14 protein-coding genes are annotated in these 23,198 nt (G+C 74.9%); 5 read left to right on the top strand and 9 right to left on the bottom strand.

All coding sequences use genetic code 11. The features are described 5' to 3' along the window. Nucleotides 1-9: 9 nt before the first annotated feature. Together ABZ172_RS20350 and ABZ172_RS20345 are read right to left on the bottom strand one after the other, a co-directional pair. Entirely contained in the window at nucleotides 10-453 is a 444-nt protein-coding gene (locus ABZ172_RS20350) for a roadblock/LC7 domain-containing protein (protein ID WP_356885133.1), read from the bottom strand. Continuing rightward, complete coding sequence (locus tag ABZ172_RS20345; protein WP_356885132.1) at nucleotides 450-3,221, bottom strand: nitrate- and nitrite sensing domain-containing protein; 2,772 nt, start codon at nucleotides 3,219-3,221, stop codon at nucleotides 450-452. Before ABZ172_RS20345 ends, ABZ172_RS20350 begins: the two co-directional genes overlap by 4 nt. Nucleotides 3,222-3,729: 508 nt before the next feature. Here ABZ172_RS20345 and ABZ172_RS20340 point away from each other — a divergent pair. Then, nucleotides 3,730-4,203, top strand: a complete 474-nt coding sequence (locus ABZ172_RS20340) for a hypothetical protein (protein ID WP_356885131.1) — start codon at nucleotides 3,730-3,732, stop codon at nucleotides 4,201-4,203. A 262-nt stretch (nucleotides 4,204-4,465) separates the two neighbouring features. Here ABZ172_RS20340 and ABZ172_RS20335 read toward each other — a convergent pair whose 3' ends face one another. From ABZ172_RS20335 to ABZ172_RS20310, 6 genes are all read right to left on the bottom strand, one after another. Beyond that, a complete protein-coding gene (locus ABZ172_RS20335; RefSeq protein ID WP_356885130.1) occupies nucleotides 4,466-9,367 on the bottom strand; it encodes a hypothetical protein in 4,902 nt (1,633 codons plus the stop codon). A 58-nt stretch (nucleotides 9,368-9,425) separates the two neighbouring features. Continuing rightward, complete coding sequence (locus ABZ172_RS20330) at nucleotides 9,426-10,337, bottom strand: hypothetical protein (protein ID WP_356885129.1); 912 nt, start codon at nucleotides 10,335-10,337, stop codon at nucleotides 9,426-9,428. A 67-nt stretch (nucleotides 10,338-10,404) separates the two neighbouring features. After that, nucleotides 10,405-11,931, bottom strand: a complete 1,527-nt coding sequence (locus tag ABZ172_RS20325; protein WP_356885128.1) for a hypothetical protein — start codon at nucleotides 11,929-11,931, stop codon at nucleotides 10,405-10,407. A 57-nt stretch (nucleotides 11,932-11,988) separates the two neighbouring features. Further along, nucleotides 11,989-15,600 (bottom strand): hydantoinase B/oxoprolinase family protein, encoded by a 3,612-nt coding sequence (locus ABZ172_RS20320; protein WP_356885127.1) that lies wholly within the window; start codon nucleotides 15,598-15,600, stop codon nucleotides 11,989-11,991. A gap of 263 nt (nucleotides 15,601-15,863) precedes the next feature. Next, the gene (locus ABZ172_RS20315; protein ID WP_356885126.1) at nucleotides 15,864-17,297 is read right to left on the bottom strand and encodes a HEAT repeat domain-containing protein; all 1,434 of its coding nucleotides are present in this window, start codon (nucleotides 17,295-17,297) and stop codon (nucleotides 15,864-15,866) included. Between the two features lie 230 nt (nucleotides 17,298-17,527). Beyond that, the gene (locus ABZ172_RS20310; protein WP_356885125.1) at nucleotides 17,528-17,920 is read right to left on the bottom strand and encodes an ankyrin repeat domain-containing protein; all 393 of its coding nucleotides are present in this window, start codon (nucleotides 17,918-17,920) and stop codon (nucleotides 17,528-17,530) included. 329 nt (nucleotides 17,921-18,249) lie between these two features. Between ABZ172_RS20310 and ABZ172_RS20305 the strand changes: the two genes are divergently transcribed. Together ABZ172_RS20305 and ABZ172_RS20300 are read left to right on the top strand one after the other, a co-directional pair. Further along, entirely contained in the window at nucleotides 18,250-18,444 is a 195-nt protein-coding gene (locus ABZ172_RS20305) for a hypothetical protein (protein WP_014044751.1), read from the top strand. Between the two features lie 37 nt (nucleotides 18,445-18,481). Continuing rightward, nucleotides 18,482-20,098, top strand: a complete 1,617-nt coding sequence (locus tag ABZ172_RS20300) for a hypothetical protein (RefSeq protein ID WP_356885124.1) — start codon at nucleotides 18,482-18,484, stop codon at nucleotides 20,096-20,098. Nucleotides 20,099-20,146: 48 nt separating this feature from the next. On the opposite strand, the gene ABZ172_RS20295 is transcribed toward ABZ172_RS20300, so the two are convergent. Continuing rightward, nucleotides 20,147-21,643: a PLP-dependent aminotransferase family protein gene (locus tag ABZ172_RS20295; protein WP_356885123.1), complete on the bottom strand. Its 1,497-nt coding sequence runs from the start codon at nucleotides 21,641-21,643 to the stop codon at nucleotides 20,147-20,149. A 102-nt stretch (nucleotides 21,644-21,745) separates the two neighbouring features. Between ABZ172_RS20295 and ABZ172_RS20290 the strand changes: the two genes are divergently transcribed. After that, nucleotides 21,746-22,381 carry a hypothetical protein gene (locus tag ABZ172_RS20290; protein ID WP_356885122.1) on the top strand — a complete coding sequence of 212 codons (636 nt, stop codon included), beginning with the start codon at nucleotides 21,746-21,748 and terminating at the stop codon, nucleotides 22,379-22,381. 29 nt (nucleotides 22,382-22,410) lie between these two features. Further along, a complete protein-coding gene (locus tag ABZ172_RS20285) occupies nucleotides 22,411-23,184 on the top strand; it encodes a glycerophosphodiester phosphodiesterase family protein (protein WP_356885121.1) in 774 nt (257 codons plus the stop codon). Nucleotides 23,185-23,198 lie beyond the last annotated feature (14 nt).

The raw sequence follows: 23,198 nt of genomic DNA, 5'->3' as shown, positions 1-23,198 counted from the left end.
CCCCCCGCCTCACCCTCCGGCGGGCAGACCGGTGGTCCGGGGGGCGTTGGCCAGGTGGACCCCCACCCGCTTGACCATCAGGGTCATCTCGTACGCCACCTGCCCGACGTCGGAGTCCGAGTCGGCCAGGACGGCGAGGCAGCTGCCGTCACCCGCCGCCGTCACGAAGAGGAAGGCCTCGTCGAGCTCGACCACGGTCTGCCGGACCCGGCCGGCGTCGAAGTGCCGGCCCACCCCCTTGGCCAGGCTGTGGAATCCGGAGGCGACGGCCGCCAGGTGTTCGCCGTCCTCACGGGTCAGGTCCTGGGACGTGCCGGTGGCGAGCCCGTCGCTGGAGAGCACCAGCGCCTTGCGGATGCTCGCGACGCGTTCGACCAGTTCGTCGAGGAGCCAGTCGAGTTCGCCGGAGCCCTGGCGTGCGGCGTTGCGTGCTGCTGCGTTCGGTGCGGTCATCGACCGTCCCCTCCCGGAGTGGTTCCTGGTGCTGTCTCGCCGGGGCCGGCCACGTCCTCGGCGTTCTGCCGACGTCCGCGCTGCCAGCCGCGTTGCATCGAGGCCATGCGCTTGCGTACTGCCTCCGCGTCACGTTCGAGGTCGTCGGTGGCCGCGGGGGCCGGGCCGGAAGTCCGCCCTGCGGAGTCCTCCCGGAGCTGTGGGGCGAGGCTGGCCTGCCGGATCCGGCGCGGGAGGCCGCCGATCGTGTCCGGGGCCGGCGGGCCGGACGCGGGCCTGAGCCGCACCGGGGGCGCGTCGGCCGCGGTCGGCCCGGGGCCGGTCTCCTCGGCCGCGCCGCCCACCGGGAAGCCGTCGGGCGCGCCGTGGTGCGAACGGCCCCGGCCGCCGATGCGGCGGCCCTGGTCGCCGACGAGCGTGGACGGCTTGCGGCGGGGCAGCGGGACGGGTCCGGCCGGCCGCATCGGGCGGACGTCGGCGGAGCGGCCGTCGGGCGTGTCGTAGGCCTGCTGGTGCTGCTCCCGGTCCGGCTCCCGGCGCAGGTCGCGGGCGCGGAAGATGCCGCCGCGCTCGCTCTCGGTGTCCTCCAGGTCGGACACCCCGTCGAGGACCGGGGCGAGCGCCGGGTCGAGCTCCCTGTCCCGTGCCGGATCGGTGAACCCGAGCGTGCCCACCGGGCCTTCGAGCTCGACGGGCCCGTCGAGCACGGACGGGTCGGTGAGGCCGGTGGGGACCGGGGAGAGTCCGGACGGCCTGCCGGGGACGTCCGGGGCCGCGGCACCGTCCCTGCGGGCCTTGTCGCTGCCGGGCACGTCCCCGACGATCGCCCTCTCGGCGCGCCGGTCGAGGCGGAAACCGGTGCCGTGCGTGTCGGGGGCGTCGGTGAGCAGCTGCGCCGGGATGAAGACGACCGCGGTCGTCCCTCCGTACGGTGAGGTCTGCAGGGACACCCTGACGTTCTGCCGCTGGGCGAGCCGGCTGACGACGAAGAGGCCGAGCCGGTCGGTGTCGGAGAGCTCGAACTCGGGCGTCTCGGCGAGGCGCAGATTGGCGTCCAGGAGGATCTCCGGCGCCATGCCGAGGCCGCGGTCGTGGATCTCCAGGGTGAAGCCGTTGGCGACGCGTTCGCCGTGCACCTGGACGGCGGTGTGCGGGGGCGAGAACACGGTGGCGTTCTCCAGCAGTTCCGCGATCAGGTGGGTGAGGTCGGCGACCGCCGGTCCGCCGACGCCGATGCGGGGCAGCCGCCGGACCTCGACGCGCTCGTAGTCCTCCACCTCCGCGACCGCCGCCCGCACCACGTCCATCAGCTGGATCGGCTTGCGCCACTGCCGGGAGGGGGCGGCCCCGGAAAGGATCACGAGGCCTTCGGCGTGGCGGCGCATGCGGGTGGTGAGGTGGTCGAGACGGAAGAGGTCGGCGAGTTCGTCGCCGTTCTCGGTGCGCCGCTCCATGGCGTCCAGGAGGGTCAGCTGACGGTGCAGCAGCACCTGGTTGCGGCGGGCCAGGTTGACGAAGACCTCGGAAACCCCGCGCCGCATGTCCGCCTGCTTCACGGCGGCCTCGACGGCGGCCCGCTGGAGGGTGTTGAGCGCCTGTCCGACCTGGCCGATCTCGTCGCGTTCGTAGCTGAGGTGGGGGGCTTCGGTCTCCACGTCGACCTGTTCGCCCGCGCCCAGCCGCCGCATGACGCTGGGCAGCCGCACCCCGGACACCTCGTGGGCGTCCTTGCGGAGCCGGGAGAGGTCCCGGACGAGCTCGCGTCCCACCCGCACGGAGACGAAGACGGAGACGAGCAGCGCGACGAACCCCAGCACTCCGGCGACCCCGGCCCGGATCAGGACGCGGTAGCCGGCGGGTTCCGCGCGGTCCTGGAAGCGGTGGGACATCTCGGTGCCGTCCTCGGCGAGGTGTTCCAGGACCGGTGTGGCCACCTCCTCCCAGCGCCCGGCGTCGACGGCGCCGGGCTCGGTGATCGGCCCCGCGGCGATGAGCCGCTGCTCCGTCGTCCGCAGCGGCTCGGTGTCGGGGCTGCTCCAGTACTGCTCCATGCGCCCGCGCTCGCTGCCCGGCAGGAGTTCGAGGTTGACCTCGTACAGGAGGCTGCGGCTGGCGGCGAGGTCGGACACGACGCGGAGTTCGGGGGCGCCGAGCCGTCCCGCGATGAGCCCCGACGCGACCAGCGCGTCCTCGCGGGAGAGCATCTCGCGGGCCCGGGAGATACCGACGAGGGCCCGGACCTGCTTGTCCATCGAGACGTTCTCCATCGTGTGGAGACCGTTCAGGAAGCGGTAGCAGGGATCGACGAGCCCGTTGTAGAACGCGAGGGCCCTGGTCCGGTCGATGGTGCGCCGCTCGACGGAGTCGCGCAGCGCGTCCAGTCCGTCGACCTCGCTGAGGATCGAGTCGAGCTGGGCCTCCGACTCGGCGCTGAGCTTGTCCCGGACGTCCGTGCTCTTCGCGCTCTTCCTGACCTCGGCGACGACCCGGTCGGTCACGGCGCGCCGGCTGCGCAGCAGGGGCAGTGAGTCCGAGGCCCGGGGGTCGGCGAGGTAGACGAGGGTCTGGCGGCGCTCGCCCTGGACGGCGCGGATGGTGTCTTCCAGGGGGTGGCCGACCTGCTCGACGATGGCGCTCGCGCCCATCAACTGGCCGGCCTCGCGGCCGGTGACGTAGGTGGCGAAGACCCAGAGGCCGGTGAGGGAGACGAGCGGCACGAGGAGCAACGCCACGATCTTCCTGCGGATGGACTTCCCGCGAAAGCGCATGGCCTCCCCCAGCTCGCCCCGCACCACGGGGGTGTTCGTTTCGGCGTTCCGGGTGGTTCCGGTTGCCCGGTCTTCCTGGTCGTTCCGGTGTTCCTGCCGCGGGTCACCGGGCAGCTGCCCGTGTTCCGTCAACAAACGGCGTGAGCCTACTACTGACGTGCCGGTAACTCGAAGACATGTCCGGACTATTTCAGGCCGCTGTTTCCTGCGTTTTTCACCAGTTGTCCCGGTACTGCCTGCGAAGTAGTTCGCGAAAGCGACAGAGAACCGCTGGCCGCGAGCGGTACGCCTGCACAGGGCAGTTGGCTGGAATTTTTCGTTCCGTGACCTTTGAGTGCCGGTTGAGCGCTCTGGGCGGGAATCTTCACGGCCCGGAGTTCGTCCATACGTACGGGGCAGAAGAACCTCAGGGGGGTACGCACGGCGGACCAAGGGCTCCGCCCGCGTAGAAGCGGCGCGTTCCGGGCAGCCACTCCCTGTGTCGGACAGTGGTGGGGAGTTGAGGTCCGTGGACACGGATGAGCGTCGGGGGGCGGCGGCCGGCGCGTCACCCGCGGGCGGCGCGTCGGCGGAGCCGGGGACCGGTGCCCGGATCCCGCGGCAGCTGTGGGTGGAGGAACCGGCGATACGCCGCCGGATGCCGGACCCGGTCAGGACGGCGGCGGTGCGGGCCGTCCTCATCATGTCGCTGACCATCATCCAGGCCGTGGTGGCCTTCCTGTGCACGCTGGCCGAGTCCTGGCTGGCCTTCCCGATGGTCCTGGGCGGTGTGGCGAGCACGGTCGTGGCGACGTGGTCGGTGCTGGACGTCTGGGTGACGCGTCAGGTGTGGAACCAGCGCAACGGCGTGGTCTCGGTGCCCAGCAGCACGGCCCGGCGGATGCGCCGGGAGCGGCGGATCGCCAAGCGCGCCGCCCGGTCCAAGGAGCGCGGGGAGGCGCGGATACGGCGCCGGGGCGAAGGCAGGCTCTCCCGGGCCTGACGGTCTCCGCCCCGGTCGTCCTCAGCACCTGTCGCCTGCCGGCGCGGCCCTGCGCCTTGCTCAGTGCCCGGACGCCCGCGCCCGGACTCCGTCAGCGCCCGCTCGCGAGCGGCTCGTCCCTGCTCGACGCCCGAGCGGCATGCGCTCCGGCTGCCCTCGACGCCCGAGCGCCACAGCGCCACAGGTCCGGCTCTCCTCCGCGCCTGAGCGCCTGATCCCCGGGGCTTCCCTGAGCACATGAGCGCCTCCCCCGGGGCTTCCCTCAGCGCCTGTCGCCGGCCGGTGCGGACCGGTCCGGCCCGTCCGTGGGCACCGCGGCGGACGCGTCCGTGGACACGCCGTCGGAGAGGTCCGCGGGCACGTCGGCGGAGGCGTCCGTGGGCTTGTCCTCCGGGATGTCCGTGGACGCCACCGCGGGGGCTTCGGAGGGCGGGGCCGTGCGGGGTGCCGTCATCTCCGAGCGCATCTCGGGGACTCCGGCCCCGGCCCCGCCCCCGGCGGAGCCACCCGCGGCCGTCTCGCCGGTCCGCCTGAACATGCGGGTCGCGGTGATCTCGCCGTGGACGGTCTCGCCCTCGGGGTCCTGCTGCGGCAGACCGGGCCTCAGGTGCTCCTCCACACTGATGTACTTCAGCCCCGCCCTCAGGTCCGCGTCGTTGCGCAGCCGGATGACGAGCGGGAACTCCGCGAGCGCCGTGGTGTCGAACAGCCCGGTCGTGTAGAGCAGTTGCACCCCCAGGGCGTCGGAGACCGCGCGCTGCAGCTCCAGGAGGTAGGTGGCGTTGGCGCGCCCGATGGGGTTGTCCAGGAAGAGGGTCCCCGCGTGCCGGTGCCGGTCACGGCCCCGGTCGTTGCTGCGCAGGGCCGCCATCGTGCAGTACAGCGCGATCGCGGCGGTCAGCAGCTGACCGCCGGAGAAGACGTCGCCCATCTGCCCGACGGGAACGCGCTCGGCGCGGAGCACCGCGTCGGGCTTGAGGATCTCCACGGCGATGCCCTTGGGCTGCAGCGCCGCCTGCACCCCGCGCAGCAGCAGGGACATGCCGTCCCTGCGCAGATCGGAGTTCTTCTTGAGGGCCGCGTGCGTGGCCTCGTCGACGACCTCGCCGAGCCTGTCGGTGAGCGTGGCCTGGTCGGGCTCCTCGAAGCGGATCCGCAGGAACTCCTGGCCGGACCACTCCCCCAGCCCCTCCGGGAGCTGCGAAAGGCGCTGCGCGGAGCGGAGCGTGGTGAGAGCCGACTCGACCAGGCCGCGGAGCCGGTCGACGATGGACTCGCGGTTGCGCTCCAGCTGGGCCAGCTCGTCGGTGAGCACACGCAGCCGGGGCGCGAAGGCCGCCGCCCACTTCTCGGCGTGCTCGGGCAGAGCGACGGCGGGGAGCTCGCGGATCTGCTGCCGGGCCGGGGTGCGGACCTGTTCGTAGCGGGTGGAGTTGGCGTGCCGCACGAGGACGTCGCTCGCCTCCCGCACGGAGCTCTCCGCCGCCGACAGGTCGGTGGCACAGCCGCGCAGCGAGCGGCGCGCGTCGGCGGCCGACTGCCTGGCCTCCTCCAGGGTGCCCGGGTAGGGCTCGGGCTCCTGCGGCTCGTCCTCCGGGCCGTGGTCCCGGAGCAGGTCGCGCAGCAGGGCGGCGGTCTCGTCGAAGCCGCTCGCGGAGTCCTCGGCGATGCGGTGGGCGCGCAGCAGTTCGGCGTGGGCCGCGCGCGCGGTGTCCAGCGCGCCGGTGGCGGCGGCCAGTTCGGACGTGGCCGTACGGAGCAGGGTCTGGGCCTGTCCGGCGTCGGCCGGCGCCAGGTCGGCGGGGAGCTCGGTGTGGTGGGGCGCCTCGTCGGCGGGGGCGAGCCGTTCGGCCTCGCCGCGCAGCCGGCCGAGCTGTTCGCTGGCCGTCGACGCGCGGGTCTCCAGGAGCTGGACGAGGGACTCGGCGCGGGCGGAGGCCGCCTGCCGGGACGGCCCGTCGGCACCGTCGGTCCCTTCGAGGAGCTGGGCCGCGCGGGTGCGGACCTTGTTGGTGAGCCGGTCGAGCTCGGCCAGTGCGGCGCTCTCGTCGCTCTCGGCGCGCGCCTGCTCCGCCCGCAGGTCCGCGCCGACGCCCACCTTCTCGTACAGCCGGGAGGCCGCGCGGTACGCCTCGCGCAGGGCGGGCAGGGAGGTGCGTACGGCGGAGGCGTCGGGCTCCGGCAGGGTCTCCGGGGCGCCCGCGATCTCGGCGCGTTCGGCGCGCAGGGCGCGGGCGGTGCGGTGGGCGTCGTCCGCGGCGCGCTGGGCGGCCCGGCGGTCCTCGTCGGCGGCCCGGGCCCGGTCGAGGCAGGCCGTGGCCCGCGCCTCGGACTCGGCAGCCTCGTCGGTCAGTTCCCGCAGCCGCGCCTGCCAGCCCGCCCGGTCGCGGAGCCGGTGGGCGAGTCCGGCGAGCGCGTCGGCGGCGCGGCGGGCGCGCTGTGCCGCCTCCTGGCGTTCGTCGCGGACCCGCGCGGCGTCGGTGGCCGCCACGTCGGCCTCCGCGCGCACGGTGCGGGCCTCGGCGAGCTCGGCCTCGGCGGTCTCCGCCGCGGTGCGGGCGGCGCCGGCGGAGGCGGCGAGTTCGGCGAGCATCCCGGGCGGGCAGTCGGCCCGCCAGGAGCCGATGCGTGCGGCGAGGGAGCGGTCGGCGGCGAGCCGGGCCGCCAGGGACCTGATGTCCTCGTCGCGGGCCGCGGCCCGTTCCCGCAGGGCCTGGCGCTCCTCGTCGGCGGCGTGCTCGTCGTGCATCGCGGGGTTCGGCGGGACGAGGAACACGTCGGCGTCGCCGGGGCCGCCGGACGCGGGCACGGGGGCGAGCAGGGCGGCGGCGGTGCCGACGGCGACGGCCGACCGCGGCAGCAGGGCGGCGGCGGACAGGGCCTCGCGGGCGCGGGCGTGCGCGTCCGGATCGGTGAGGACGACGCCGTCGACGAGCTCGGGACGTGCGGCCAGGACCGCCGCGTGGTCGGCCGGGTCCACGGCCTGCGCGAGGTAGCGCCAGCCGGGCAGGGCCGGGATGCCGTGCTCGCCGAGGAACTCGACGGTGGCCAGGACGTCGGGGCCCGGGGGCAGCAGCCCCCCGTCGCCGAGGGCGCCGAGGATGCGGGAGTCGTCGGCGGCGGCGGTGCGCAGGTCGAAGAGCCGGCGTTCGGCGGTGGTGACGCCCTGGTCGAGGAGTGCCCTCAGCTCGTCGGCGCTGTGGTCGAACTCCTCGGCCGTGAGGCCGCGGTCCTCGCCGGACGCCCCCTCGTGCGGGCCGTCGTCGGTGTCCGGCGTCCCGGCGGCCGAGCGCCGGGGGCGCGGGAAACCCGCGCCGGCCGTGGGCAGGCCCAGCAGGTCGGCGAGGCGGTGGTCGGCGGCGATCGCTCCGGCGGCCCTGTGCTCGGCCTCGTAGGACTGTTCCGCGGCCCGGGCGGCGTCGGCGGCGCGGGCCGACGCGAGCTCGGTGCGGCTCTCCGCCGCCGCGGCCTCCCGTGCCCGGTCCGCGGTGGACCGGGCGGCGTCCCGTGCGGTGTCCCAGGCGGCGACGGCGGCCTGTTCGGCGTCGTTCGCGGCGAGGGCGGCACGGGCCGGGTCGGCGTCCGGCGCGGTGTCGTCGAGCCAGCCGGCCCGGACGGCCTCGGCGGTCTCCTGCTCGACCTCGGCGAGACGCTGGCGCAGGTGTCCGGCCTCGCTGCGGGCGCGCTGGGCCTCGGTGGCGGCGGTGGTGGCGTCCCGGTGGGCCGCCTCCCCGGTGGCCTGGAGGGTCGCGGAGCGCTCCTCCTCCTCGTCGGCCACCCGCTCCCCCGCTTCGGCGGCGGTGTGCAGGGCGCGTACGAGGTCGGCGGCGGCCGTGGCGCGGGCGGCGAGGGCCGGGGCCGCGTCGCGCTCGGCCTCCCGGATGGCGACGGCGACGCGGGCGGTGCGGTCGGCGGCGGCCCGGTGGCGCAGGACCGCTTCGGCGGCCTGCCAGGCGGAGTGCAGGGTGCGTGCCTCGCCGAGCTCGCGGCGCTGGGCGGCGGCGCTCTTCTCGGCGGCGGTCAGGGCCAGCGAGGCGTGCCGGTAGGCGAGTTCGGCCGCGATCAGGTCCCGTCGGCCGCGGGTGGCCTCGGCCTCGGTGGCGGTGTCGGCGGCGGCCGTGACCTGCCGGGCCAGCTCGGCGCTCCGGCCGCGTTCCTCGGCGGCCCGGCCGGAGAGCCTGCGGGCGAGGGTGCGGGTGCGTCGCTCGGCGCCCGCGTGGACGTCGCGGCTGCGGGCCCGGGTCGCGGTGGCCTCGACGATCCGGCCGAGCAGGTCGACGGAACCGGCGGTGAAGTCGCGTTCGGCGGTGAGTTCCGCACGGCGGCCGAGCTTGTTCCCGAAGCCGCTGACGAGGTCGGCGAGGCCGTCCGTGTCGCGGGTGTCGGTGACGGCCCGCAGCAGCAGGTCGGTGAAGTCGGAGTCCTTCTTGACGGCGAAAAGGCCGGCCGCCTCACCCTCGTCGGCGTTCATCTCGCGCTGGTAGCGGAAGAGTTCGGGGTCGAGTCCGAGCTCGCCGAGGTGCTCGTTCCAGCGGTCGTGGATCTCCTCCCAGTGCACGTCGAGGTGCGGGTAGAACTTGCCGGCGTCGGTGAGGGCGTCGCGGAAGCCCTTCATCGTGCGGCGCCTGCCGCGTGCGCCCGAGACGCCTTCGGCGGGCCTGCGGACCGCACCGGCCTCGGCGACGGGAAGGCTGTCGAGGCTGAGGCCGGGGCCCGGGCGGAAGGAGTACCAGGCCTCGGCGAACTTGCGCGGGTCGTTGGAGACCTGGCGGCCGCGCCATTCGCTGACCTTGCCGACGACGACGCACTCGCCGGTGAGCGTGTGCTGCCACTCCAGGGCCACGTGCCCGCAGTCGTCGGCGAGCAGGAACTTGCGCAGCACGCCGGAGCTGGCTCCGCCCAGCGTGTTGCGGTGCCCCGGAAGCATCACCGAGAAGATCAGCTTGAGCAGGACGGACTTGCCGCCGCCGTTCTCCAGGAAGAGCACACCGGCGGGTGCCGGGCGGCGCGGGGGGCCGACGGGCTCGTCCTCGAAGAACTCCGCCTGGGCCGGCGCGGGGCTGGGCACGGGCTCACCGACTCCGCGCAGGTCGAGCACGGTGTCGGCGTAGCGCGCACCGGCGGGCCCGATGGAGTAGAGGCGGACCCGGGACAACTCGTACATGGCGGCGGACTCTCGTCGTTCGTTCGGGGGACGGGCGGGGCGGCGGGGAGGCGGTCGGTCAGGAGTGGAAGGGCAGGCCCGCGTCGGCGGCGAGTTCCAGGCCGTCGGTCTCGGGCGGGGGCAGCAGGGTGGCCGAGCCGTCCGTGACCGGGACGACGCCGAGCTCCAGGAGCTCGGCCATGGCGGCGCTGCCCGCCATGTCGCGCACCTGGAGCTGGTAGCGGGCCGTGGTGCGGTAGGCGCCGCCCGCGTCGTCCCCGGTGCGCTGGAGGAACCCCGAGTCGGTGAGGAAGGCGACGGCCTTGCCGATGATGCCGGTCGTCGAGCCGGCGAGCCTGCGGGCGTCCTTCGTCGCTCCGGTGGAGCTGCGGCGGGCGTAGATCCGCCAGCCCGACTCCAGGCCGGGGGCGTCGGTGGCGGGGTCGGTGTTGTCGCCCCGCTCCTCGGCGCGCTGCTCCAGGCGGAGGCAGGCCTGCCGGACGAAGGCGTCGACGCCGTTGACCGTGAGCCGGCCGATGTAGGAGTCGTCGGCCAGGTCCTCGGGCCGGGGGAAGGCCATGGCGGCGACGGCGAGGTGGGCCAGCCCGTGCAGGAAGCGGTCGGCGGAGTCGGAGGAGGCGCGGCGGGCGTAGTCGCCCATCCGGACGGCGAAGACCGAGTCCTCGCCGGCGGTCACGGCCATCCCGGCGCGGGTGGAGACCTCCAGGACGACGAGTCCGAGGCCGGTGGCGACGGCGTCGGCGAGCCGGGCGAAGGCGGGCTCCTCGCGGTAGCGGCGGAGCAGCTCGGTGTATTCGGTGTCGCGGGCCGGCATCAGCTTCGGCTGGAGCCCGAAGGAGACCAGGCGGGCGGCGTCGGCCGCGTCCGCCGGGGTGACGGCGGCGGGAGCGGCCGGCCGTGCGGCGTCCGCCGCGTGCGCCGGGGAGGGGTCTGCCCACGCGTCGGTGTGCTCGGCGTGCTGCTCGCTCAACTCGGTGACTCCTCGGTACGGGTGCCGCGCTCCGGCGGCCGGGGGTGGGGGGCCGGGCCGTGGACGCTCACGAGGCGTCCTTGCGGTCCGCGGCCATGCCGGCCGCGTCCAGCAGGGCCGTGCCCACGATGAGGTCGGCCCCGCCGAATTCGTGGTCCTCCAGCGGGGTGCCGTCGTCGACGGCGAACAACAGGCGGCGCTCGCCCTGGCGGTAGGCCGTGCCGACCGGCGGGCTGGCCGCGTGCACGGCGAGCAGTGCGACCAGGTAGGGGAGTTCGGGATCGCGCAGCCGGGCCTCGGCGAGGAGTCCGGAGAGCCGCCGCGGGACGTCGTGGTCCAGGTCGAGCAGCTCCATGGCGGAGGCGAGCTGCTCCTCGCTGAACCTGCTGTCGTCGGGGGTGGCGATGAGGTCGGGTTCGGGCATCTCCGCGCCGAGGTGCTCCCGCTCGACCGGAGGCATGAGCAGCAGGTCGACGAGGTCGCCGACGCGGACCGAGACGGGGGTGCGCAGGCCGGTGCCGTGGGCGAAGAACGCGTCGGTCACCCGGCTCGCCCGCTCGACCGGGAGCGGCAGCACGGGGACGACGAGCTGGCCGTACAGGTCGAGGCCCGCCCGCGCGGTGGGCGGGGCGAACGCCTGCCGGTCCTGCTCGGCGCGGAACAGCGGTCCGGCCTCCAAAAGCCTGGACTGGAGCTGGGTGTGGCGGCGGATGCAGTCCTTGACGATGTCGACGAGCTCGGCGGCGCGGCGCTTGTGCTCGGGCTCCTCGGCCTCGTCCCTGGCCTTGCGGATGTTGGTGAGGATCGCGTTCTCGTGGCGGTAGCGGTCGGCGACGTGGTCCAGGGCCTCGGTGATCATGTCGGGGACCGCGTTGAGCCAGTCGACGGCGCGGACGTTGCGCCGGGTCGCCTCCAGGGTCCTGCGGAGCGTCTCGGCGTACTGCACGGTGCGGTAGCGGGCCTGTTCGGCGGCGAGCTGCGCGTCGGCGAGGCGGCCCCTGCTGATGAGGACCTCCAGCTTCACCTCGGCGGCGATCTGGGCGCTGGTGACGTCCGTGTCCAGGGCGCCGACCAGGACGTTGACCGCCTCGTCGGTGGTGCGGAGGTAGACGCTGCCGCCGTGGCCCGGGACCTCCTCGATGAGCTTGAAGTCGTAGTCCCTGCGGACGTAGACGCCGTCGGGGCCGAAGGTGCCGTACACGGCGCGGAAGCCACGGTCCACGGTGCCGACGTTGACGAGGTTCTCCAGGACCCAGCGCGCGACCCGTTCGTGCTCGGTGACGGGGCGGTCCGGGGCCTGGGCCGCGACGCGCGGGAGGAGCCTGGCCACTATCTGGTCGTGGTCGGCGCCGGTGTCGAAGTCCATGTTGAGGGTGACGAGGTCGATGGCCGCGAGGGCGACCTCCGCCATGGCGTAGACCGTGTACGCGCCGGCGAGGTTGGCCTTGCGCACGTCGAGGTCGTGCAGCGGGGCGGTGCAGGCGAGCGCGCGCAGCCGACGCGAGAGCCCCTCGTCGGCGGCGGGTCCCGGAGCGGGCCTCGGTCCCGCGCTGAGCTGGGGCGCAGCGGTCTGGGTGTCGGCAGGCGAAGTCACGCTGCACAGATTAGGTCCTCGCACCGACAACGGTCGAAACGGCGCAGAAGCGACCGGTCACGGCGGCCCGTAACCGCCGCCTCCCGGGGTGCGCAGCACCAGGACGTCCCCGGCGTCCAGCGCGGCGGTGTCGCAACCTTCGAGGGGTGTCACGGACCCGTCGCCGGCCCGTTCGACGTACTGCTCGCCGAGGGCTCCGGGGGCGCCGCCGGCCATGCCGTAGGGCGGGACCCTGCGGTGGCCCGACAGGAGGGTCACGGTGACGGGTTCGAGGAAGCGGATCCGGCGTTCCACCCCGCGCCCGCCGTGCCACCGGCCCGCTCCCCCGCCGGTCCCGCGCACGCCGAAGCTCTCCAGCAGCACCGGGTAGCGCCATTCGAGGATCTCCGGGTCGGTGAGCCGGGAGTTGGTCATGTGGGTCTGCACCGCGTCGGCCCCGTCGAAGCCGTCGCCGGCGCCGGAACCGCTGGCGACGGTCTCGTAGTACTGGACGCGGTCGTTGCCGAAGGTGAAGTTGTTCATGGTGCCGGACCCCTCGGCCTGGACGCCCAGGGCGGCGTAGAGGGCGCCGGTGACGGCCTGGGAGGTCTCGACGTTGCCCGCGACGGTCGCCGCCGGGTGGACCGGGGCCAGCATGGATCCCTCCGGGACGCGGATGTCCAGGGGTTTCAGGCAGCCGCTGTTGAGCGGGATGTCCTCCGCGACGAGGGTGCGGAACACGTAGAGCACCGCGGCCATGACCACGGCCCGGGGGGCGTTGAAGTTGCCGGCCAGCTGCGGGGAGGTCCCCGCGAAGTCGATGACGGCGCGGCGGGCCGCGCGGTCGACCCGTACGCCCACCTCGATGACGGCGCCGCCGTCGGTCTCGTAACGGCAGGAGCCGTCGCGCAGCCCGGCCACGATCCGGCGTACGGACTCCTCAGCGTTGTCCTGGACGTGGCCCATGTACGCCTCGACGACGTCCTGGCCGAACTCCTCGGTCATGCGCCGCAGTTCCGTGATGCCCTTCTCGTTGGCGGCGATCTGGGCGCGCAGGTCGGCGAGGTTGGTGTCCGGGTCCCGCGAGGGGTGGGCGGCGCCGGTGAGCAGGCGCCTGGTCTCCGCCTCGCGCAGCGTGCCGTCGCGCACCAGCAGCCAGTTGTCGAACAGGACGCCCTCCTCGTCGACCGTACGGCTGAAGGCGGGCATGGAGCCGGGGGTGATGCCGCCGATCTCCGCGTGGTGGCCGCGCGAGGCCACCAGGAAGCGCAGCCGGTCCCGCCCGCCCCGTGCGGGCTCGTCGAACACCGGTGTCACGACGGTCACATCCGGCAGATGAGTCCCGCCGTGGTAGGGATCGTTGACGGCGTACACGTCGCCGGGCCGCAGGGACCCCGCGTTGCGACGGAGCACCTCCTTGATGGACTCCCCCATCGATCCCAGGTGCACCGGGATGTGCGGGGCGTTCGCCACCAGGCCGCCGTCGGCGTCGAACAGGGCGCACGAGAAGTCCAGCCGCTCCTTGATGTTGACGGAGTGCGCCGTGTTCTCCAGCCGCACGCCCATCTGCTCGGCGACCGACATGAACTGGTTGTTGAAGACTTCGAGCAGGACCGGGTCCACCCGGGTGCCGACGGCGGTCCGGCCCGGTCTCGGCTCGGCCCGGGTCAGCACGAGGTGCCCGGCCGGCCCCACCACGGCCCGCCAGCCGAGGTCGACGACGGTGGTGGCGTCGTCCTCGGCGACGACGGCCGGGCCGGGCACGACGTCACCAGCGCGCAGGGTGCCGCGGCGGTGCAGCCCGGCGTCGCGCCACCCGCCCCCGGTGAACATGGTGACGGTCCCCAGCGGCCTCGGCGGGCCCTCGCCGGTGCGCACGCCGGTCCGGGGCGCGACGTGCGGTCCGGCGGTGCCGGTGGCCTCCACCGAGACGGCCTCGGCCACCAGGGGCTTGTCCATGGTGAAGCCGTACCGGGCCCGGTGCGCCTCGGTGAACTCCGCCGCCATGGCGGCGACGGTGCCGTGGGCCACGGGCAGGGCGGCGTCCGTGCCGGCGTAGCGCAGGAGGACCCGCGCCCGGGTGCCGACGGCGCCGTCGGACAGGCCGTCCGCGCGGAGTTCGGCCCGGGTGCGCTCCGCGAGGTCGTCGCGCACCGCGCGCACGCGTCTCGCCGTGTCCTCGTCCAGCGGGGCCTCGACGGACTGCTCGCGCATCGCGGTGGCGTCGGCCAGACCGATCCCGTACGCGGAGAGGACACCGGCCAGCGGCGGTACGAGGACGGTGCCGATGCCCAGGGCGTCGGCGACGGCGCAGGCGTGCTGCCCGCCGGCGCCGCCGAAGGAGGTGAGTGCGTGGCGGGTGATGTCGTGGCCCCGCTGGACGGAGATCCTCTTGACCGCGTTCGCCATGTTGAGCACCGCGATCTCCAGGAAGCCGCCGGCCACCTCGGCGGCCGTCCGCCCGCTCCCGGTGGCGGCGGAGACCTCCTCGGCGAGGGCCGCGAAGCGTTCCCGGACCAGGGCCGCGTCGAGCCGCTCGTCGCCCCGCGGGCCGAAGACGGCGGGGAAGTGCTCCGGGAGGACGCGTCCCAGCATGACGTTGGCGTCGGTGACGGTGAGCGGGCCGCCCCGGCGGTAGCAGGCGGGGCCCGGGTCGGCGCCCGCCGAGTCGGGGCCGACCCGGTAGCGCCGCCCGTCGAAGTGCAGGACGGATCCCCCGCCCGCGGCGACGGTGTGGATGCTCATCATGGGGGCGCTCATCCGCACCCCGGCGACCCGGGTGTCGAGCTCCCGCTCGAACTCGCCCGCGTAGTGGGAGACGTCGGTGGAGGTGCCGCCCATGTCGAAGCCGACGACCCGGTCGTACCCGGCCTGGGCGGACGTGCGCACCATGCCGACGACGCCGCCGGCGGGCCCGGAGAGCACGGCGTCCTTGCCCCGGAAGTGCGCCGCCTCGCGGAGCCCGCCGTTGGACTGCATGAACATGAGGCGGATCCCGGCGAGTTCACCGGCCACCTCCTCGACGTACCTGCGCAGGATCGGCGAGAGGTAGGCGTCGACGACGGTGGTGTCGCCGCGCGGGACGAGCTTGATCAGCGGACTGACCTCGTGCGAGCAGCTGATCTGGGTGAAGCCCGCCGCCTCGGCCTCCCGCGCCACGGCTCGCTCGTGCTCCGGGTACCGGTAGCCGTGCATGAGCACGACGGCGGCGCTGCGGAGACCGTCCCCGGCGGCGGCCCGGAGCCGCTCGGCCACGGCGGCGCGGTCGAGGGGGCGTACGGTCCCGCCCCGGGCGTCGACGCGCTCCGGGACCTCGACGACCCGGTCGTACACGGCCTCGGGGAGCAGGATGCGGCGGTCGAACAGGCGGGGCCGGTTCTGGTACGCGATCCGCAGGGCGTCCCGGAACCCTTCGGTGATGACCAGGACGGTCGGCTCGCCCCGCCGTTCCAGGAGCGCGTTGGTGGCGACCGTGGTGCCCATCTTGACGCCCGCGACCCGGTCGGCGGGGACCGGGTCGTCCGGGCCGAGGCCGAGCAGCAGGCGGATTCCGGCGACCGCGGCGTCGCGGGGGCGTCCGGGGTCGCGCGAGAGCAGCTTGCGGGAGACCAGGCGGCCCTCGGGGTCGCGCCCGACGATGTCCGTGAAGGTGCCGCCGCGGTCGATCCAGAACTCCCAGCGCCCGGTCATCCCTCCATTCTGGTGCGGGGCACGGACCCCCGCAGCAGAGCCGCGTACGGGGCGGTGACGGGCGGCCGGTGGGCGCGGGCGGGCGCGGGGCGGGCCGGTAGCGGGCGGGCGCGAAGCGCGGCGCGGGAAACGGCATGGACGCGGGTGGCGGCACCGGGCGGGTGTCCGCGGCCGGCCCGGGGCTCTCCGCCCGGGGCGTCGCAGGGGCGTGGGCCGCGCGCCCCCGGCGCGCGGCGTCCGGGCCCGGTCGGCCGGGCACCGGTTCAGACGGCGGGCGCGTCCGGTCCGATCCGGCTGCGTACGGCGGTCTGCACCTCGGCCTCCTCGGCCGGGTCGGCGGCGAGCCGCCGCAGTCGTTCGGCGACCCTGATGTCCCCGGTCTCCGCGTGGTGTGCGGCCAGCTCCCGGGTGGTCTCCTCGCAGTCCCAGAGGCATTCGACGGCGAACCCGCTGGCGAACGACGGGTCGGTGGCGGCCAGGGCCCGGGCGGCGCGGCCGCGCAGGTGCGAGGAGGACGTCTCCCGGTAGACGTGACGCAGGACGGGGGCGGCACAGGCGATGCCCAGCCGGCCCGCACCGTCGACGAGGGTCCACAGCCGCGTGGTGTCGGGGCCTTCGCCGCGGACCGCCTCGCGCAGTGCGGCGAGGACCAGCGGGGTGTCCTGGGCGGCGCCGCGGCAGGCGAGGACGCCGGCCGCCGAGGCGCCGAGGGCGTCGGGCCGGTGGGCCCAGCGGCGTGCGCGGGCGACGGCCTCGTCGCCGCACATGCGCTCGAAGGCGGCGACGGCCGCATCGGCGACGGTCCGGGAGGGGCCGGTCCGGGAGGGGCCGGTGACGGCGAGCTCGACGAGATCGAGCACGGCGGGGTCCCGGGCCTCGGCGAGGTAGTGCAGGGCGGCGCAGCGCGCGCCGTCCGGGCCGCTGCGGGCGGCCTCGACGATCAGCGGCCGGTCCTCGGCCCCGGCGACGGCCGAGAGGCAGCGCGCCGCGGGGACGTGCAGGGCGCTGCCGCGCTCCAGGCCTTCCTGGGCCCAGGCGAAGACGGCCTCGACGCTCCAGCCGGGACGCGGTCCGCCCGGCCTCATCTGCCGCTGCCAGCGGTCGAAGGAGCCCTGTTCCGTCGCGGCCCGGACACGGGCGCCGACCGTCTCGCGCGGGTCGTCGGCCCAGAGCCGCCAGGGGCGGGGCTCGAAGGCGTCCCGCACGGTCGCGGCGAGCTCGGCGGTGCCGTCGGGGGTGGCGGGGAAGCGGGCCAGCACCGCCTCGGCGAGGGAGCGCAGCCCGGTGTCGTCGTCGCGCAGGGCCAGCTCGTCGAGCGCCCAGGCCCAGTTGGCCCCGGACGCGGCGTACCGGCGCAGCAGCACGAGGGCGTCGTCGCGCCCGTAGGAGGCGAGGTGCCCGAGCACGGCGAGTGCGAGCCCCGTGCGCGAGTCGTCGGTGTCGAGGTGGTCCTCGGGGTCCCACAGGTGCCGCTCGATCTCCTCGGTGCCACCGTCGAGGTCGAGGTACAGGCGGGCGTAGTAGAGGGAGCGGTTCTCGATCTGCCAGTCGTGACGCGGATCGCTCAGGACGCAGTGGTTGAGCGCCGCGAGGGCCTCGGGGCGCGGTGCGGCGAGCGCGTGGAGCGTGCCGTCGCCGCGGCCCCTCTGCAGCAGGCCGAGCAGGGTGCCGCTCGGCGCTATGAACGGATCGAACATGGGGAAAGCCTCACATCAAGCTGTCGACGCGACCGGGACTGTGCTATTCCTTGTGCCGGGGTGACATCCCCTAGCCCGCGCAGCTGCACGATCGGCCGACCGCCGTCTTCCGCCTGGTGTTCATCTTCCTCTGCCTCTCGTCGGTGGCCCGGTGCGGACCCGCGACGTCATGATGACCCAGCCATTTCGCCGACGCGACCACATTTACGACGGACCGCCCGGCCCGCCGTTCAGCGCGCACCGAAGAGTTCCAGCAGGTCGTCCTTGCCGAACATGCGCGCGGTGTCCACCGCGGAGGGTGTTCCGGCGGCCGGATCGGCGCCCGCGGCCAGCAGTGCGTCGATCACCGCGCGCTCGCCCTTGAAGACGGCTCCGGCCAGGGGGGTCTGTCCCCGGTCGTTGGCCCGGTCCGGGTCGGCGCCGCGGTCCGCGAGCGCGACGACGGCGGGCGCGTGCCCGTGGTACGCGGCGAGCATGAGCAGGGAGTCGCCCCGGTCGTTGGTGAGGTTCGCGGGGACCCCCGCGTCGACGTAGGCGGCGAGTGTGCCGCTCTCCCCCCGGCGGGCGAGGTCGAAGACCTTCGTCGCCAGCTCGACCACCTCGGGATCGGGGGTTTCGCTCATCGGGGCGGACCGCCTTCCATGGGCTTCCGGCCGTGGCCGGCCTGGTGGGGGGTACGGCGGAGGGGCCGTACGAGTGAATCGACAGAGTACTGCTCGGGTCGCTCGTCAGCCTTCCCCGGAGCGGCCGTGGATCACGGTTCCGGGGCCCTTTTCCCCGTGCGGGCGGGGCTCGCGGGGATCGGGCGGCCCTGCGGAGGCGATGGCTCCGCGCCCGCCGGTCGGGTGACATGCATCCTTATTCACTCACTTGCACCTTTTATCGTATAGGTACATCTTGTGATCCTGGAAGTACTCATGGTGACTGTCCCCATCAACCAGGAGAACCGCTCATGATCCTCTCCATCTCGGGCGTGGTACTGCTCGGCATCATCGTCTTCCTGTTCTTCAAGAAGGACGGGCTCAAGGCGTCCCACGCCCTCATCTGCGCCCTGTTCGGCTTCTACCTGGCCGGCACCGCCATCGCGCCGAGCATCACGGCCGGCGGGGCGAGCCTCGCCAGCATGCTGGGCGGGATCAAGTTCTGACGCTCCGAAACCGCTCCGACCTCTTCAGGAGACCGACGTGGCCCGGCGACCACTCCCCCGCATTCTGAGCAGCGGCAGCGCTTCGATCACCCGCAGTCGCGAGATCGCGCGCACGGCCGCCGACAACGCCACCGACGTCCTCCATCCGCTGATCACGGTCACCCGTGGCATGCGGCTGCTTGCGGGGGCGGCACGGCAGAAGTGGGCCGCGACCCCGAGGGAACGGCGCGGGCACGCGCTGTTCCTCGTCGCGGCCTGCGTCCTGGTGGTGGCGCTCATCCCCTACGGGCCGCTGCTGGCCCTCATCTCGGTGATGGGCGCCGCCGCATGGCGGGGGCGCGACCGCACCCCCGTGAAGACCGGCCCCGACGAGGCGGAGACGGCCCGGCTCCGGGCGCTCTACGAGGCGCTGGTCCCGCACTTCTCCGTCCCCGACGACCCCGGCCCGCTGTTCTCCCACGGCGGCGACTGGGAGAAGACCTTCGGCACCTCGTACGCCTTCGACGCCGACGGCCGGCTCACCCGGCTCCAGGTGACCTATCCGGCGTACTTCACCGACGGCGATCCCGACGCCCGCTCCCGCGTCGAGCAGGTGCTCCACGCCAAGTCGGGCCGGGGCCGCGAGTACCACTTCGCCTGGGACGAGGAGAACAACCACCTCCTCATGACCGTGCTGGCCGCGCTGCCCACCACCCTCGCCGCCCAGCGCTTCGTCACCGCCCCGGGCGAGACGGTGCTGGGCTTCACCGACGCCGACGCGGTCCGGCGGACCGTGCCCGTGGAGGACGGCGACGCGACCCGGGACGCCTCTCCCGTGATCTGGCGGACCGGGGCCCGTTCGACGGAGCCCCATCTGCTGGTCGCCGGGCACCCGGGCAGCGGCACCACGACCCTGCTGCGCTCGCTCGCCCTGCAGGCCCTCCAGCACGGCGACGTCCTCGTCGTGGAGGGCGGCGGGAGCGGCGAGTACGGCTTCCTGACCGGGCGGGCCGGCGTCCTGGCCGTGGAACGCGGACTGGCGGGGGCCCTCGCCACGCTCGAATGGGCGGCGCACGAGACCGAGCGGCGGCTCATCGCGGCCAACCGCGCCCGCCAGGCCGGGCACCCCGAGCCCGAGGACATCGGACGCCCGCTCTGGATCCTGGTCGACCGCCCGGGCGCACTCGGGCACCTGGCGGCGGCCGACGGCAGGCAGGACCCGCAGGAGCTGCTCCGGGTGCCGCTGCGGCACGGCCGCGCCGCCGGCGTGACGGTCGTCGTCGCGGAGCAGTTCGACAGCCTGGACGCACTCGACGAGTCCGTGCACGCGCACACCAGGGCGCGCGCCGTCCTCGGCCCGGCGGACCGCGAGCAGGTCGAGGCGGTGCTCGGCGCGCAGCCGCACACCACGCCCACCCCCGACGTCCCCCCGGGCCGCGGTTACACCCGGCTGGGCGGCGGCGCCGTCCTGCGGCTCCAGGTACCGGCCACCCCGGACCCGTACGACGAGGCCACGAGCGAGGCGCACCGCACCGCGGTGCTCGACCTGCTGCCCGCCGGGGCACCGGCGGTGGAGCGGGCCGCTCCGGACGCTCGCCCCGCGCCCGGGCCGCCCGGCCGGGCCTCCGCCCCCGCGGACCGGCTGATCGGGGCCCCGGCCACCGCGGAGGGATAGCGCGGCGGGGCACCTCGGGACACGGCGGAGGGGCGGCGCGGCGGCACCTCAGGCCACGAAGGTCCGGGGTGCCTCCGCTCCCGCTCCCGCGCCGGAGGCGACCAGTCCGGCGGCCATGGCGAGCCGCTGGGCCGCCTCGTCCGCCACCGCCCCGCTCACCGTGAAGGGCAGCCGCACATAGCCCTCGAAGGCACCGTCGACCCCGAACCGGGGTCCGGACGGGACGCGGACGCCGACGCGTTCGCCCGCCACGGCCAGCCGGGAGCCGGAGAGCCCGCCGGTACGCACCCAGAGGGTGAGGCCACCGCGCGGCACCTCGAACTCCCACTCGGGGAGCTCCCGCCGCACCGCCCGCACCAGGGCGTCCCGGTTCTCCTTCGCCTGCTCGCGCCGGACGGTCACGGCCTGCTCCCAGCCGCCGGTCCGCATCAGCCAGTCGATCGCCAGCTGCTCCAGCACCGGGGTCCCCATGTCGGCGTACGCGCGCGCCGAGACCAGGCTGCGGATCACGTCCGGCGCGGCCCGCACCCAGCCGATCCGCATGCCCGCCCAGAACGCCTTGCTGGCGGAACCCACGGTCAGGACGGTGCTCCCCGCCGGGTCGAAGGCGCAGACCTTGCGCGGCAGGTCGCCGCCGTCCAGGTCCAGCTCGCTCATGGTCTCGTCGACCACCAGGACCGTGCCGGCCGAGCGGGCGGCCTCGACCAGGGCCCGGCGCTGCTGTTCGTCGGCGAGCGCGCCCGTGGGGTTGTGGAAGTCCGCGACGACGTAGGCGAGCCTCGGCGCCGCGTCCCGCAGCACCTGCCGCCACCGGTTCATGTCCCAGCCGCCGAGCCCCTCCTCCATCGCCACGGGCACCAGCCTGGCCCCCGTCTCCCGCATCAGCTGGAGGATGTTGGCGTAGCTCGGGGACTCCACGGCGATGCGCTCACCGCGTCCGGCGAAGAGGTGGCAGATGGCGTCGATGGCACCCATCGCACCGGTGGTGACCATGATCTGCTCGGGCATGGTGGGGATGCCGCTCGCCGTGTAGCGGTCGGCGATCATCCGGCGCAGGGCGGGCAGTCCGGCCGGGTAGTCGCCGTGCGTGTGCGCGTACGGCGGCAGCTCCTCCAGTGCGCCCTGGACGGAGCGGGTCAGCCACGGCTCAGGCGCGGGCAGGGCCGCGCAGCCGAGGTCGATCATCGAGCCGAGGGACTCCGGGGGCAGCGGTTCGAGACCGCGGGCCGGCAGCGGGTTCCCGGCCGGGACGGCGGTCCAGCTGCCCGCCCCGCGGCGTGACTCCAGGAACCCCTCCGCCCGCAGCGCCTCGTAGGCGGCGGCCACGGTGGTGCGGCTGAGGGACAGGGCCAGGGCCAGCTCACGCTCGGCCGGGAGCCGGGCGGCGACGGGCACCCGCCCCTCCAGGACGAGCAGCCGGACGCCGTCGGCGAGGGCCCGGTAGGCGGGGGGCTTGCGGGTGCCGGGCACCGGGGGCCGGGCCTGCCGGCTCTGGAGCTGGCGGGCGAGCTGCGCCGCACCCACGGTCGAGGTCCACTGGGCCATGCGAATCAGTCCACCTTCCTCGGATTGGCCATAGTTGGCGGCCGATCCCCTGCCACAGAGTGACATGCAGCAGTCCACCGTCACCACACAGGGGGCACCACCTTGTCCGATCCCACCGTCCGGAGCGGCGCCGGTCTCAGCCGGCGGCTGGCCCACCTCTCCGTGGGCCTGGCCCTGTACGGCGCCAGTTCGGCGCTCCTGGTGCGCGCCGGGCTCGGACTCGAACCCTGGGGAGTGCTGCACCAGGGCCTGTCCGGGCGGACCGGCGTCTCCATCGGCGTCGTCTCGATCGTCGTCGGAGCGGTGGTGCTGCTCCTGTGGATCCCGATCAGGCAGCGCCCCGGGCTCGGCACCGTCTCCAACGTCTTCGTGGTCGGGATCGCCATGGACGCCACCCTGGCCCTCGTACCGGAGATCCACGGCCTCGGGGCGCGGATCCCGGTGATGGCGGCGGGCGTCGTCCTCAACGGCGCCGCGACCGGGCTGTACATCTCCGCGCGCTTCGGTCCGGGGCCGCGCGACGGCCTGATGACGGGCCTGAACCGGCTCACGGGCCGCTCCGTCCGGCTGGTGCGCACGGCGATCGAGGTCGCCGTGGTCGTGACCGGGTTCCTGCTCGGCGGCTCCCTCGGCGTCGGCACGGTCCTCTACGCCCTGGCCATCGGACCGCTCGCCCAGCTCTTCCTGCGCCTCTTCGCCCTTCCCGCGCCGGACGCCCGCACCGCGGCCGTTGCCTGACGGTCGTCGCGAGGGGCGATAATCCCGCGGTGACCGCAGCGACCCCGGGGCGCCACCCCTACCTGGACCATCCGTCGACGATCCCCTTCGCCCACCGCGGCGGGGCGGCGGACGGCTTGGAGAACACCGCAGCCGCGTTCCGCCGGGCGGCGGGCGCCGGCTACCGCTATTTCGAGACCGACGTGCACGCCACGGCGGACGGGCGCCTGGTCGCCTTCCACGACCCGACGCTGGACCGGGTGACGGACGCCGCGGGGCGGATAGCCGCACTGCCCTGGAGCGAGGTCCGCCGGGCGCGGGTGGCGGGCAGCGAACCGCTGCCGCTGTTCGAGGACCTGCTGGAGGAGTTCCCCGACGCCCGCTGGAACGTGGACATCAAGGCGGAGCCCGCCCTCGCCCCGCTCGTCGCCCTGATCCGCAGGACCGGCGCGTGGGACCGGGTGTGCGTGGGGTCGTTCTCGGAGGCCCGGGTGGCCCGGGCCCACCGCCTCGCGGGCCCCCGGCTGGCCACCTCCTACGGGGTGCGGGGCGTGCTCGGCCTGAGGCTGCGCTCGTACGGCATACCGGCGGCGCTCCGGGCGGGCGCGGTCTGCGCGCAGGTCCCGGAGCACCAGAACGGCGTCCGGGTCGTCGACCGGAGGTTCGTCCGCACGGCGCACGCGCTCGGACTCCAGGTGCACGTCTGGACGGTCAACGAACCGGAACGGATGGCAGCGCTCCTGGACCTGGAGGTGGATGGCATCATGACCGATCACATCGAGACGCTGCGCACGGTGCTGGGCGAGCGGGGGGCCTGGGCGTGACGCCGGGAACCGCG

This window comes from Streptomyces sp. NPDC006296 (assembly GCF_040613235.1).
GTDB lineage: Bacteria > Actinomycetota > Actinomycetes > Streptomycetales > Streptomycetaceae > Streptomyces.
The sequence above is the reverse complement of the archived record's forward strand: the minus strand, read 5'-3'. Positions and strand labels throughout refer to the sequence as shown.